This is a genomic window from Erwinia sp. OLFS4 (assembly GCF_002752165.1).
GTDB lineage: Bacteria > Pseudomonadota > Gammaproteobacteria > Enterobacterales > Enterobacteriaceae > Izhakiella.
The window spans coordinates 1-13,548 of record NZ_MOMB01000076.1; the positions used below are offsets into that span (position 1 = coordinate 1).

The 13,548-nt window shown below is 50.9% G+C and carries 12 protein-coding genes, 2 tRNA genes and 1 pseudogene; 5 read left to right on the top strand and 10 right to left on the bottom strand.

The genetic code is table 11. The annotated features are described in order from the left end of the window. Positions 1-164, top strand: a 164-nt coding sequence (locus BL249_RS18030; RefSeq protein ID WP_241898819.1) for an IS1 family transposase, incomplete at its 5' end; no start/stop codon positions are given. Positions 165-366: 202 nt separating this feature from the next. Here the strand turns inward: BL249_RS18030 and afaD are convergent. The 6 genes from afaD to dnaQ form a co-directional block, all read right to left on the bottom strand. Continuing rightward, positions 367-1,257, bottom strand: a complete 891-nt coding sequence (afaD, locus tag BL249_RS18035) for an AfaD family invasin (protein WP_099707561.1) — start codon at positions 1,255-1,257, stop codon at positions 367-369. Between the two features lie 58 nt (positions 1,258-1,315). Continuing rightward, positions 1,316-3,844: a fimbria/pilus outer membrane usher protein gene (locus BL249_RS18040; protein WP_099707562.1), complete on the bottom strand. Its 2,529-nt coding sequence runs from the start codon at positions 3,842-3,844 to the stop codon at positions 1,316-1,318. Between the two features lie 38 nt (positions 3,845-3,882). After that, the gene (locus tag BL249_RS18045; RefSeq protein WP_275094181.1) at positions 3,883-4,449 is read right to left on the bottom strand and encodes a fimbria/pilus periplasmic chaperone; all 567 of its coding nucleotides are present in this window, start codon (positions 4,447-4,449) and stop codon (positions 3,883-3,885) included. A 9-nt stretch (positions 4,450-4,458) separates the two neighbouring features. Continuing rightward, positions 4,459-4,656, bottom strand: coding sequence for a hypothetical protein (locus BL249_RS19410; RefSeq protein WP_275094182.1), 198 nt, complete (start codon positions 4,654-4,656; stop codon positions 4,459-4,461). Between the two features lie 1,432 nt (positions 4,657-6,088). Next, a tRNA-Asp gene (locus tag BL249_RS18050) sits at positions 6,089-6,165 on the bottom strand. A gap of 133 nt (positions 6,166-6,298) precedes the next feature. Beyond that, positions 6,299-7,030, bottom strand: a complete 732-nt coding sequence (gene dnaQ, locus BL249_RS18055; RefSeq protein WP_099707563.1) for a DNA polymerase III subunit epsilon — start codon at positions 7,028-7,030, stop codon at positions 6,299-6,301. Between the two features lie 51 nt (positions 7,031-7,081). Between dnaQ and rnhA the strand changes: the two genes are divergently transcribed. Further along, the gene (gene rnhA / locus BL249_RS18060) at positions 7,082-7,549 is read left to right on the top strand and encodes a ribonuclease HI (protein ID WP_099707564.1); all 468 of its coding nucleotides are present in this window, start codon (positions 7,082-7,084) and stop codon (positions 7,547-7,549) included. Here rnhA and BL249_RS18065 read toward each other — a convergent pair. Then, entirely contained in the window at positions 7,531-8,271 is a 741-nt protein-coding gene (locus BL249_RS18065) for a class I SAM-dependent methyltransferase (RefSeq protein ID WP_099707565.1), read from the bottom strand. The two genes, rnhA and BL249_RS18065, sit on opposite strands and share 19 nt — an antisense overlap. Before the next feature lie 41 nt (positions 8,272-8,312). Between BL249_RS18065 and gloB the strand changes: the two genes are divergently transcribed. Further along, complete coding sequence (gloB, locus tag BL249_RS18070; RefSeq protein WP_099707566.1) at positions 8,313-9,068, top strand: hydroxyacylglutathione hydrolase; 756 nt, start codon at positions 8,313-8,315, stop codon at positions 9,066-9,068. Positions 9,069-9,140: 72 nt separating this feature from the next. Continuing rightward, positions 9,141-10,505: a murein transglycosylase D gene (gene mltD / locus BL249_RS18075; protein ID WP_099707569.1), complete on the top strand. Its 1,365-nt coding sequence runs from the start codon at positions 9,141-9,143 to the stop codon at positions 10,503-10,505. 83 nt (positions 10,506-10,588) lie between these two features. Here the strand turns inward: mltD and BL249_RS18080 are convergent. Both BL249_RS18080 and BL249_RS18085 read right to left on the bottom strand, forming a co-directional pair. Next, positions 10,589-11,357: pseudogene (locus tag BL249_RS18080) on the bottom strand (class I SAM-dependent methyltransferase). Positions 11,358-11,442: 85 nt separating this feature from the next. After that, positions 11,443-12,246, bottom strand: coding sequence for an endonuclease/exonuclease/phosphatase family protein (locus tag BL249_RS18085; RefSeq protein WP_099707567.1), 804 nt, complete (start codon positions 12,244-12,246; stop codon positions 11,443-11,445). Between the two features lie 215 nt (positions 12,247-12,461). On the opposite strand from BL249_RS18085, the gene yafC reads away from it, so the two are divergent. Beyond that, positions 12,462-13,364: a DNA-binding transcriptional regulator YafC gene (gene yafC / locus BL249_RS18090; protein WP_099707568.1), complete on the top strand. Its 903-nt coding sequence runs from the start codon at positions 12,462-12,464 to the stop codon at positions 13,362-13,364. A gap of 58 nt (positions 13,365-13,422) precedes the next feature. Here the strand turns inward: yafC and BL249_RS18095 are convergent. After that, positions 13,423-13,499: transfer RNA gene (locus tag BL249_RS18095), tRNA-Asp, on the bottom strand. Between the last annotated feature and the right edge of the window lie 49 nt (positions 13,500-13,548).

The window sequence follows — 13,548 nt, forward strand, 5'->3', positions numbered from 1 at the left end:
AGCATCTGACGGGCAAAATTTTCACCCAACGCATTGAACGTAATAACCTGACGCTCCGCACCCGCATTAAACGGTTGGCTCGTAAAACAATCTGCTTTTCGCGCTCAGTTGAGATCCACGAAAAAGTCATTGGAGCGTTTATCGAGAAACACATGTTCTACTAATTGGAGGCATCACCGTTTCGGGGATATGAACTTACGTGCACACTGCCGCTCCGTCCCCGAAAGCAGGCGGCAATGTTTGAAAAACCAATAAATAGATCTAAAAAATCAACAAATATAATTCACGAACATGATTAAAAGCAGCAATACAAATAATTCGCAGCCAGACAGTTATTACGTATGAAAAATAAATAACCGCCGGAGCTTAATCACGCCAAAAACCGCCCCCAACCGACACCGAATAGGTATCGGCAGGTACTCGCTGCTGACCATCAACATTAATGGTATATTTCAATGAGGGTGCAGCAAATGATTTAACAAACCACTCCTCGTGCTTATTGACCTCATCAGACAATTGTATTTTCACCTTTAATTCGTGACTTTTATCGTTTTGTCCCAAAAGCGTAATGGCTTGTGCACTGGTACTTCGTTCGCCCTCCCCCGCAACAAAACGCACTGCCATTTTTTGTTCGGAATTGTCCTGGGTGCTGACAACACCCTGTGCCAGTAAAGTATTGTCCGCAAGCTCACTCGGAAATACGGGCAAAACAGGGTTCAGCTCATGCATCAGCTCCGGCTGCTTATTAAAATCAAGCGAAACGGTTTGTATCGTTGGCTCTCCTTGCTCCACCGTACCTGTAGCATTCAGGGTAATGCTGGCCGCCCTGACGTCGAACAGATAACTGTCTGCAGTGACCGTTTGTTCACCATCCGATACGACATTGAAAGAAGCGACTTCATCACCCGTACGCATTATCAGCCCTTTGCCACTTGTGCTGTCCGGCTGCCCGCCCTCTTTTTCAATTCTGACACGTAACGTGTTCCGGCCATTCTGGACGCCGGTCACAACGTAGCGGTTCGGTGCACTGCCGGACTTCATTGCTTCGCTCCAGAACTGAAAACCACTATGAGCGTCCTGGGATGCTATCCGTACCTGCGTGATAATGTCACCATCTCTGAATTGCCCTGCCAGCTTTCCGCCCGTCTGGATGCTGACATGGGGAGATTCAGCTGCCAGCACAGTAAGCGGGCTGCCCAGGCAACACACAAACATCCCGGCCATCGCATATGCATGCATTTTTATTCTGTCCGCCATGAATATCCTTCCTGTTTACCGTTCAGTACAATACCGTTCTCATAATTATCATTGCGTGTTATCGGCAGGTTTCATGTGTCGTGACGATACCGCCTGATGATTCATGACTCCCTGTGTCAGGCAGGGTAAAACTCACCTGGCACTGTTTGTTATCTCCCCATCTGGCAATAAGCGAGCCCTGCCGCGGAAGACCGGTCAGATACACCTGCCCTTTGTCACCCACAATCCCCGCCCCCTGCCCTGACACGAGGGAAACAACAGAGCCAAATGGCACAGCCTCTCCGCCGGGCTGTAACAAGGTCATCAGCGCACGCTCACCCACCCGGGTGGAAAACTTCGCCGGCACCACTGCGCCCTGTGTGGGCACAACCGTCAAATCGGTCTGCGTGATTTCCGCATTCGGTGGTAACGCCGTCGGATCCAGACTGATGATATTTTCCTGATACGGCGATAAGAACGCTTTCGTCGTATATCCCCTAAAGTCTGTGCTGACGCCAGGGAACCCGCTGACCGGTACACCAGCGGCTCCGGGAGCCTCAACCAGCGCAACCGTATCGCCGAGCGGCTGGCCAAAGGTGATACCGTGCTGATGGATAAGCATACTCCCGGCAATCCCCCCTCCTGTTTGCCGCTGATGAGGGCTGTAACTGTAGTTACCCGACAGTTGCCCGTAGCGCCCATTCCAGGTCATGCGTAATGCGCTGTTATCACGGTCCGAAACATTATTGCCACTCTGACGGCGCTGCTGCACATCCCAGTTCAGTTGCCGGTCGAAGGCATAACCGTTCAGGCCCATCTGGTTGGTATCCGAATCTCTCGACGAGGTCAGCTGGTACGTTGCACTCACTGATGAACCGTCTGAGCTCAACCAGCGATCTAATGGCACGCTGACATACAGACTGGTCACGGTATCGGTTCGCTGTTCACCGCTGCTGTTGAACTGCCTGGTTTTGTTCAGACCCAGCGAGACAGAGACTCCTCCGACCCCGAAGCCATAACTCACCCCGTATGAATCATCATGACCGTCCCGGTTCCAGTAATTGCTCCGTTGACCATTGAGACTCAGGTATCCCCACTGCCCCATGGACTGGCTTAACGACAGCGAAGTGGTTGATTTCCTGCGATCATCCGGACGGTTCAGATAATACCAACCGGCCTGATCACCACGATCCCCCCAGGTATTCAGCACATCTGACAGCGTGTTATACCCCGCCGACGCATACTGATAACTGGTCATCGTCAACGTGGTTTGTGTGGCAATCACTTCCTTGCTGTAACGTACGCGCCATGCGCCACCGTTTTCGGTAGCCTCATCCCGACGCCGGGCATGACTGCCGGTACCGTCCACCGACAGCGCACCCCATTCCCCCATGGAAAGACCCAGCCCCAGTGACATCACCTGATAGTGATCGGCCACCTGTCCTCCACCGTACACCGTAAGGTCCCAGGGTAAGCCATACATCAGGGTGCCCTGGACCACCGAGCCCTTTGTTCCTGAACTTGCCGGGCGATAGCGCCCTGTCATGACGTTGTACTTAAGATACCCTTCCCGCAACGATATCGCCGGCGTCTGATAAGGCACGGTAAACACCTGCGGATTTCCGTCCGTTTCCCACACGGTCACCTGTAAATCACCACCACCACCTGACAAACTCAGGTCTGTCAGGGCAAAAGGACCTGATGCAACGGTCTGACTGTAAACGGTGTACCCGTTCTGTTTAACCTCAACACGCGCCTGAGTTCTGGCAATGCCCCGGACGACCGGTGCGTATACTCGCTGGTTATAAGGCACCATATTGTCATCGGAACCCAGCATCACCCCACGAAAAGGGACACTGTCAAAAACATCACCGGGTGTAGTACGCTCGCCCATCGTCAGCCGGCTCTTCATGTCATACAAGCCGCGGTCAGCATAGGTGTAAACACTCTGCCATTTTCCTTCAGCGTTCCCCTGTTTCTGCCAGTTTGTCTGATTGCGCAGTCGCCAGGGCCCGAGGTTGGCCCCCGGATTTAATTGCACATAGGCCGAATTGTTATTGCTGTTGCTATAGCCGTTCCGGTACTCCGTACGCGTTGCATTCGCATTGTAGTCCAGCAGTACCGCCGGAATGCCGTCATTCCATAATTGCCGGGGCGCAATGCCACTCAGTCGCGGTCTCAGTGAAACCTGTGGGATGTTCAGCAATAATTGCTGGCTGTAAAACGGAAAGTTCGCCTTCGCTCCCGGGATGGCCGACAGCGTCACACATTGCGCCGCTCGCGCTTTTGCATCGAAATATTTATCAACCAGCACACCATAGCGCGACAGCATCTCCACACTCAGGCACGGCGACAGATAAGAAGACGTGGCTGCATCTTCGGCTCTGGCAAAGACAACCTCGCGTGAATCCACCCGCTGACCGTTAACCAGAATATCAACGGAATATGTGCCGGGAAGTTGCCCCCCCTGATTAATCAGGGTCATATCCACATTTTTCCCTGAAAGCCCCAACACTGCGGGGTCAAAGGTATATTCCCTCGCTAAAGCAGTTCCGGGCATGCACCCAAGGGCGACGGCCAGAACAAGTAAATTGACTTTCACTTCCATTGAGGTTTTCCTTGCAGAACTCGCAGGTTATGTTTTAGTTAGCGCAGTACACCGGTGTAGGCACGACTGTCGCCCCCGAGATCGGTGATAATGCGCCACTCAACCGTCTTGCCGGACGAACCCTGAGGAAATGTGAACTCCCGCTCGCCCCGCGGGGGGATATACTCCAGCCCGGAGACTTTTTTTCCACCCACAGAAACGGACTGCAAACTCATGTAAAACGGCGTTGGGTTGGTGACTTTCAACTTATTCCCTTGTCGCTGCCACGTCAGTAACGATGCCATATCAGTCGGGCTCCCCTTGATGGATGACGGACGCACAAATAACTTAATGCAGGAACTCACGCTGACCTGTACATCGATGATGGGCCGTGACGGCCTGACGGGCTGCCCCTCTTTTTTCGCCCACTCATCATCCGCTTTCGGTGGAATACCGGTGACACAAAGCCACTGCAGCGTCTCACGGTCGTTAGCGAAATCACCGCCGGTACGGACGATGCGCACCCTGCTCTGCTGCTGCCCATCCAGTCGGAACAGCGGCGGCGTGACAATAAAGGGCACGGCGCTTTTGCGGTCTTCGCCGAACACCTCGGACTTCACTAACATCGGGTAGTCCTAAACGTTCATCACGGTCAGGGTGGCGCCGCTTGATTCAGGTGAATAAATCACCCTGGTCGCCCCTAATTTCAACGTGAAGGGCTGTTCTTTCGTATCAATATCCTGCGCTGCATTAGCGGTTACCGCACCACAGGAAACGGCTGCAAGCATCAAAACCAGTAGTGAACGGCGCACTCGCCACGTACGATTATGCATACAATAATTCGCCTTTTATTTCGGTTAACTTTTCCTGTCAGACTCCAGTGGCATCGTCCCCGTCGTACCTGGCCACCCCCATCGTCATATCAGGGCTAATAAAGTTTCCGCCGCGATGGAGACCTATTTCAGTACGCCCCGGAATCCCGTCTAATGACCACTGAGCTTTACACTTAGGACCATTTTGACAAGCACGTGGGAAAAACAGAGTTACCGGCGATACAGAGGGGAAATAGCAGATTTTTCAGCCAACATTTATTGCTGAATGGAATGAAATGCTTTCATAAACGAAAATTTATTTGCCAACTAAATGTAAGCATGATTCTCAACATAAAATATGTTTTTTAACAGAAGGTTAGCCATGGAGCAGGGGAAGAAAAATAACAATATTTACATCATGATACAGAGGATTAAGAATTTTCTTAATGAAGATGTGGACAGTTTTTTACGGATATGTATAATTGTTTACAGTTTGGTCCTAATTGTAAAGTTTTGCGCTTATTTATTAACCGTCCTATTCCCTTAAAGCGTTCCTCATTACTCGCCGTATAGCTCACCCTGTGGCGGATATTACGGTATCCGGGATAGTACTGAATCAGCCGCGAGTCTCCTCCTGCCCGCCAGAACAAAGCCGCAGGCATGGCGTAAAATGTGCGAATGCGAAATCACAGCCATATTGGCCAGTTGTTCCAGCAGGCTTATCATGTGATGCAGCTGCTATCACGTCAGCGGGCCGCCCTGACAGGATAACCCCCCATCACTCTCCTCTGCACCTGGCGTCATTTTGCCAACTTCCAGCCACACGTGGATAGCCTTAACCTCATTGTTACGATAAGAGTTTTTTAAAGTCAGGATGACGATGATGACCGTGTTTATACCCGCTTTCAGCTCCCTGGCTGGGTCGCCAAAACCGACACTAACAAGCCATTTCGGTGATCTGCGCTTTGTTATCCGGCTTGTAAGTGAGCTGAAAATCATTGTAAGCGGGCTGGTCAAATGTGACAGATGAGGATTCGGGCTTAACTAAATCTGGCAAGGCGATCGGCTAGCAAAGCTTGATCCCATTCTGGTGATACCCGATGATGGAAAATCCGTTCCCGTTAACCGCACTGACGTTTCCTGCCGTCCGGCCGATCATATCTATGGGAACTGACACAGCATCCGTTATGAGGAGGGGGGTGGCTTACGATCAAATATTTTCAGAAGGAAACAACGTCTATCAGCTTCAAACGCCCTGAACTGGTTGATAAAGTGAATGACATTATCGTCAGACCTTATCTATGGATGCTAGTAGAGAGGTGAATAAATAAAACCGTACCGTGCATTCTCAGGCCCATCAGCGCAAACCAGACCGTATTGGCATACTGGGTGGCATATCAAAAACCACAGAAAAGAAAAAGGCCATGCTAATCAATAGCATGGCCTCGAATGCTGGCGGAACGGACGGGACTCGAACCCGCGACCCCCTGCGTGACAGGCAGGTATTCTAACCAACTGAACTACCGCTCCGCGCGGTGCCCCCCGTCGGGAACGAGGCGAATATTAAAAGCATGCTCTGCCGGCGTCAACGCTTTTCGTTGCGAAACAGATCAAGCGGGCGAAATTTCAGCGCCTAGCTGTTTACTGATGATTTTTCTGCAGGTTAGCTGCGCCACAAGCAGCTGCCGCCCTTTTTCATCACCAGATCAAGGCGCGATTCATGTTCGCTGATTTCCTGTTCAGTCGCCTTGATCACCCGTAATCCGGACTGGGGACGCACAACCCGCTGGATAGTTTCTCCCTGATTAACCTGCTGGCTGTCATTTTCTACCGAGAAAGCCAGCGAGGTTTGTCCACCGGTCATCGCCAGAAAAACTTCTGCCAGAATTTCGGAGTCCAGTAACGCGCCGTGTAAGGTTCGCTTGCTGTTATCGATTTCATAACGATTGCACAGCGCATCCAGGCTATTGCGTTTGCCGGGGAACAGTTTGCGCGCCATGGCCAGGCTGTCGGTTACCCGGCAGATACTTTCCAGCTTGCTTACCTGATGGCCCAACAGCGACAGCTCATAATCAAGGAAGTCGATATCGAACGATGCGTTATGAATGACCAGCTCAGCGCCGCGGATATAATCGAGAAAATCCTCCACGATATCGGCAAAAACTGGCTTATCAATCAGGAATTCGTCGGCAATACCGTGAACCCCGAAGGCTTCTGGATCGATCAGACGGTCAGGCTTGAGATAAAGATGAAAATTATTGCCGGTAAGGCGACGATTCACCACTTCCACGCCACCAATTTCGATCACCCGGTGTCCCTCATAATGGACTCCGACCATGTTCATACCGGTAGTTTCGGTATCAAGAACAATCTGGCGTGTATTTGCTGTGCTCATGGCGCTCGTTATGTCAGACTTGGGGTTTTATTTTCAGAGAGTCTACCAGAGATGGTCAAGCAGGTAGAAATTTTCACCGACGGTTCGTGCCTGGGTAACCCAGGACCGGGAGGATATGGTGCCATTTTGCGCTACCGGCAGCATGAAAAACTTTTTAGCGCCGGTTATCGCATGACGACCAATAACCGCATGGAGCTGATGGCCGCCATTGTCGCCCTTGAGGCCTTAAAAGAGCCCTGTCAGGTGGTACTCAGCACCGACAGTCAGTATGTCCGTCAGGGTATTACCAGTTGGATACATAACTGGAAAAAACGCGGCTGGAAAACGGCGGAAAAAAAACCGGTTAAGAATGTCGATCTCTGGCAGCGACTGGATAGTGCACTACAGCCACATAGTATTGAATGGCAATGGGTAAAAGGTCACGCCGGCCACCCTGAAAATGAGCGTTGTGACGAACTGGCTCGCCGCGCTGCCGCCAATCCAACCGACGAAGATATCGGCTATCGCCCCGACGCCTGATCGCTATCAGACTGGCAATACTGGCGGGTTGCACCAATCACCGGACGTAACTGTGTTTTTCCTGGCGTCTTACGCGCCGGATTTAGCTTCAGGGGTAAAGTGCGTTTACGCGCCACCAGAATAGTCAGACAGCCCAGCGCGGGAAGGTGGGTACTGATAATTTTTCCGCCCTGCTGACTCCAGGGCAATACCTGAAAGCCACAGCGCTGAACCAGTTCGTAATTAAGTAATCCTAGCCAGTCAAGTAAGCGCATCTGGCTGAACATCCGACTATTCCAGGGGATGCGCCGGTGCAAACCCGGCAACAGTTTGCCTAACCCCAGCATACTGATGGGATTAAATCCGGTGAGAATCAACCAGCCATCATCAATCAGAACGCGATCGACCTCGCGCAGTATACGATGCGGGTCGTGGCTCCATGCCAGCGTATGCGCCAGCAGACAGGCGTCAACCGATTTGCTCTCAAACGGCAAATGCAGCGGATCGGCCTGAACCTGTATATTATCACCCTGTAAAGCCACATTAACCTGATGTGAAATCGGGCAGTCATCGGTTTCCAGCTCTGTGCTGAGCGGGCCGATTTTCAACAAATGGAAACCATAAAGCTTTGCTAGACAAGGCTTAAGATGTACAGACAGCGTGTCACGATAATATTCCCCCCACAGCATATCGCTCCAGGAACAGGGGATCGTGCCAATCTGACGTGTCTTTGCGGGTTTCATGCTCTACCCTTTATCTTCATTTCAGCTTCAGAGAGGTGATTATGCATCTTATTGCGGTTCCTGCGCTATCAGACAACTACATCTGGTTACTCTGTGATGAAACCGGCAGCACGCTGATCGTTGATCCCGGTGAGGATACTCCCGTGATTAACTACCTGCACCAGCATCAGCTGATCCCACAAGCCATTCTTCTGACTCACCACCATCATGATCATGTCGGTGGGGTCGCAGGTATCCTGCGTCACTACCCGGCAATCAGGGTCTATGGTCCGACAGAAACCGCCAGTAAAGGCGCCAATACCCTTGTTGCTGCCGGTGACCAGGTGCCTTTTGCCGGTCACCTGTTTGAGGTTATAGCCACGCCAGGTCACACATTAGGACACGTCTCATATTTCAGTAGCCCTTATCTTTTCTGTGGCGATACCATGTTTTCAGGTGGCTGTGGCCGGCTATTTGAAGGAACAGCAAAACAAATGTATCAGTCTTTTCAGTTAATTAATCAATTACCACCGGATACGCTGATTTGCTGTGCTCATGAATATACGCTGTCAAATATGACCTTTGCTAAAGCAATATGGCCGGAAAATAAGGAAATATCCGACTATTACGATGAAATTAACGCTATGCGCGCAGAAAACAAGATAACATTACCAACAACTTTGCAACACGAGCGACAGATTAATGTGTTTTTAATGTCACAACAGATTGAAATAAAAAACAAACTTAACCTTAACTCTCCCAACAATACGCCTGAGCAGGTTTTTGCGGCATTACGCACTAAGAAGGACTTTTTTTGATAATTCTGGTTGTATTGTGACAACAGCCCACGTATTATTGCTCGTCTTTTAATCAAAACTGTTGACACACACATGAAGGCTAAAGCGATACTTATCGCCTCGGTCTTGCTGGCAGGGTGCCAGGCGTCAGGGTATGACGCAAATGGGCCCGCACAGCATGCACAGAGTTTGTCTTCGCCAGGAGAAAAAGGGCAATCCCCGAATCGCATGTTGTCCCCACGATGGCAGGATGATGGAACCAACCTGACAAAGGACAGCGATTTGTGGACCTTAATCCGTGATGGGCTGAAGATGAAGGTTCCGGATAACCCCCGGATCCGCGCACAACGAGTAAATTATTTAAAAAATAAGAGCTATCTCCACGATGTAACATTACGGGCAGAGCCGTATATGTACTGGATAGTCGAGCAGATTAAACAACGTAAGATGCCGATGGAACTAGTACTGCTACCCATAGTGGAGAGCGCTTTTAACCCTGGGGCCACATCGGCTTCAAATGCCGCGGGCATCTGGCAGATTGTTCCTGCCACGGGTAGAAACTACGGTCTGAAGCAGAACCAGTATTATGACGGTCGCCGTGATATTGTCGCGTCAACCCGTGTAGCACTGGATATGATGCAGCGTATGAACAAAATGTTTGATGGCGACTGGTTACTCACCATTGCCGCGTATAACAGCGGTGAAGGACGGGTACTTAACGCAGTCAAATATAATAAAGCGCGTGGAAAACCAACCGATTTCTGGCATCTGACGCTGCCACGGGAAACCACCATTTATGTACCGAAAATGCTGGCACTCAGTCAGATACTCAAAGACAACCAGCGTTACGGTATCCGGCTGCCGACGCCTGACGAAAGCCGCGCCCTGGCCCGGGTTGACGTCGGTCAGCAGATTAAGCTGACACAGGTCGCTGAAATGGCTGGCCTGCCGCTCAGTAAACTGAAAAGTTTTAACAGCGGCTACAAAACCAGCGCCACGGCACCAAATGGCCCGCACTATATTATGGTACCGAAATCGCATGTTGATCAGCTGCGTGAGTCACTGGCCAGCACCGATATCGATGCGGTTCAGCCGGACAGAACGCTGGCAGACAATAGCACTCGCTATAAAGTCCGCGCCGGTGACACTCTGTCGACAATTGCGCAGCGGCTGAATGTTTCTGTCAGCAGCCTGAAAAGCAGCAATAATCTGCGCTCAGCTCAGCTCAGAGCCGGTCAGGTGTTAAACGTGAACCGCACTGGCAGTGCCCTTTCACTGGCCGATAACAGCAGCATCACTTACCGGGTTCGCCGCGGTGATTCACTGGCCAGTATTGCGAAACATCACGGCGTGAATATTAAAGACGTGATGCGCTGGAACAGCAGAGTCACGGGTAATATTCAGCCAGGCGAAAAACTGACTTTATATGTCAATGCCAACGCAGCGCCCGAAAGCTAATGCCGTTTGTATCTGCAAAAAAGCCAGACTTAGTCTGGCTTTTTTATTGCCGGAAACCGACGCTCTGCCCTGGAAAACCGGACTCAGCGTTTTTCTGCTTGTATAAAAATCGTGTCTGAACTAAAGCTGCCATCCGCCTGCAGTGAGAAATAAGCTTTCACTTCCTCTGACGCGCTGTCCTGATAGTGACGAATGACGTCAACCACCGCTTCAGGCGTACGCATTCGTGCAACCCAGCTGCGGAAATCGAGATCAAGTTGTCCCTGCTGTAAGGCTGTCACTCTGAAACCGGCCTCAGTAAACAATGCCAGCCATTCACCCGGTGCATAATTACGCACATGGGAAGTATCGCGTAGTGCTTCTATCGTTGACAGCCACACATCTTTAAGTGGCTGCCCCGGCGAACTGATATCCATAAAAATAGCCCTGCCACCGGGTTTCAGCACGCGATACGTTTCACGCATAGCGCGACCGACATCATGCCAGTGATGAGCTGAATAGCGGCTAATGACAATATCAAAGCTGGCGTCATCAAAGGGCAATACTTCCGCATAGCCCTGAAGAGTCGTCAGATGATGATAACCGTGCTCCTGCGCCGTACGCCTGACGACATCCAGCATCGGCAATGACAAATCATAAGCTACCACTTGCGCCACATGACGCGCTGCTACATAGCTGGCATGTCCGGCACCACAGCCAAGATCCAGTAGTCTGGCCCCCTTTTTCTCCGGACAGCTGCCCGGCTAGCTGCACCAGGTCGCTGCCACTGGCATGTACCTGACTATCAAGGTAAGCCTCTGCCTGTGCACCAAACTGCTTATCGATATTGTCGTGATGGGTTTGTCTTGCCATATTTCTGTTTCCTTAGATCCGCGTTCATCGCGATTAATAGCGGCAATAATAACTGACCCGTTCACAGAAGCGCCGGCGAGCAGACTTAATTCCGCTCAGGCTTAGCCGGGGAGAATTCAACCAGCAGCGGATTATGATCGGACGCGCGCGTCACCAGCACGGCGGCTTCAGCCACTTTCATTCCCCGGTAGAATACAAAATCAAGCGGCCGGCCAAACGCCTTACGCCGGTTATCATCCGTGAAACGCACTTCCCTTAGCCCCATTTCGCGCGCAAAACGATACAGTGCGTTAATGCGCTGGCGGCTCCAGGCGTTAAAATCACCGGCAAGAATAACCGGTCCTTTATGGTGGATAACCTGATCACCGATCGGCCCCAGCTGCTTACTGTAAACATCGATACCGAGGCTAAAATTCACCGCATGGATATTGACCACCATTAGCGTCTGATTATCAGGTAATGGATAAGCGGTGATTAACGCCGATTTAGCCAGCCTCAGCAGTGGCTCACGCTCAAGCAGAGGACAACAATATACCGGATACGCTGCCGCCAGCGTCATCACTCCTGACGGGTGTGCCGGCAGCATAAAAGCCGGTACCTGATCCGCCGTCATATAATTAGCAGTGGCAAACTGCACTAATTCTGGCGTGGCCTGCGCTTCCTGTAATAATACCAGGTGAGATTCCCGTCCAAAGCTCTGTAATACCGACTGCCAGTCCGCGCGTTGCTGCTTGAATATATTCCACACCAGCACGCGCAGCGTGTTCTCCATAGGTAATGGTTCGCCAGGTGAGAGCGCCTGACCCACATGCAACAGCGCCGCAGGTGCGGAAATTCGCTCCGCCGGCTGACCTGCTGTATAACGCATGGAGTAGGTCTTTCTGTTCACTTCCTTATAACCTCATCTACGACCGTAAGTTTCTACGTTAAGGATTTTAATCACGGGTTGCAATCTCAGCATCTCGCTTTTCAGGCAACCGCACTAAACTAACCTTTGCGGTTAACTTTACTCAAGTCACTTATCAGGGATGCAGCCAGCTAGCCCGCATGCTTTAATACTTATCTGGCAAAAAACTACGCTATATCTTTGTTCGGGAAGCAACAATGCGTGCCACTTCAGATGATCTTCTGCTGTTTGTCACTGTGGTTGAAAACGGTAGCTTTAGCCGGGCAGCTGAACAGCTGAATATCGCCACTTCCGTGGTCAGCCGGTCAATAAAGAAACTGGAAACCAGACTGGGGGTTTCACTGCTTAACCGCACGACCCGTCAACTCAGCCTGACGCAGGAAGGGGAAAGATACTTTCAGCGTATACAAAAAGTATTGCAGGAAATGCGTGCAGCAGAAGATGAATTAATTGAGGATAACCACGCTCCCCAGGGAAATCTACGCGTTGATGCCTCCACACCGGTAATGCTCTACCTACTGATACCAATGATTAAACCTTTTCTCCAGCATTATCCGGGTATCACGCTTTCACTGAGCTCATCCGAAAGTTTTATTAATCTGATTGAACGTAAAGTCGACGTTGCTATCCGCGGTGGCAATCTGCACGATTCAACCTTACGTGCCAGGCCGCTATTTATCAGCCACCGTCGTATTGTTGCGGCCCCCTCCTATATACAGGAAAGAGGTATGCCACAATGTAGTGAAGATCTGAACGCCCATCAATGCCTGGGCTTTATTGAGACAGCCCGGCTCAATCGCTGGCCGGTAAAAACCGCAGACGATCGTACTTTTGTTATTCCGCCGGGTTCTTCAGCTAACAGCGGAGAAACACTGAAACAACTTTGTCTGAACGGTAACGGCATCGCCTGTCTTTCCGAATTTATGGTAGATAAAGAAATTGCCGAAGGGAAGCTAGTGCAGATCCTGCCTGAGCAGACGCTGACTGAAGAAATGCCGTTTAACGCAGTCTATTACAGTGACCATCAGCTCAGCCCACGTATCCGGGTATTTATAGACTTTTTGTCCGCTTATATTGAAAAACAGCCATGGCGACGTTAAGTCGCTATCACAGACGCAAAAAAAAGCCCTGACAAAATTGTCAGGGCTTAATATAAAGTGGCGGAACGGACGGGGCTCGAACCCGCGACCCCCTGCGTGACAGGCAGGTATTCTAACCAACTGAACTACCGCTCCACCGAATTTTACTGATGCCGTTTATTGTAGCGGCTTCAGGTATTTCTCC

Bases quoted from the DNA above. Each gene is read 5' to 3' on its own strand.
- afaD (WP_099707561.1), bottom strand. From the start codon at position 1,257: ATGGCGGACAGAATAAAAATGCATGCATATGCGATGGCCGGGATGTTT.
- BL249_RS18040 (WP_099707562.1), bottom strand. From the start codon at position 3,844: ATGGAAGTGAAAGTCAATTTACTTGTTCTGGCCGTCGCCCTTGGGTGC.
- BL249_RS18045 (WP_275094181.1), bottom strand. From the start codon at position 4,449: ATGTTAGTGAAGTCCGAGGTGTTCGGCGAAGACCGCAAAAGCGCCGTG.
- BL249_RS19410 (WP_275094182.1), bottom strand. From the start codon at position 4,656: ATGCATAATCGTACGTGGCGAGTGCGCCGTTCACTACTGGTTTTGATG.
- dnaQ (WP_099707563.1), bottom strand. From the start codon at position 7,030: ATGAGCACAGCAAATACACGCCAGATTGTTCTTGATACCGAAACTACC.
- rnhA (WP_099707564.1), top strand. From the start codon at position 7,082: ATGGTCAAGCAGGTAGAAATTTTCACCGACGGTTCGTGCCTGGGTAAC.
- BL249_RS18065 (WP_099707565.1), bottom strand. From the start codon at position 8,271: ATGAAACCCGCAAAGACACGTCAGATTGGCACGATCCCCTGTTCCTGG.
- gloB (WP_099707566.1), top strand. From the start codon at position 8,313: ATGCATCTTATTGCGGTTCCTGCGCTATCAGACAACTACATCTGGTTA.
- mltD (WP_099707569.1), top strand. From the start codon at position 9,141: ATGAAGGCTAAAGCGATACTTATCGCCTCGGTCTTGCTGGCAGGGTGC.
- yafC (WP_099707568.1), top strand. From the start codon at position 12,462: ATGCGTGCCACTTCAGATGATCTTCTGCTGTTTGTCACTGTGGTTGAA.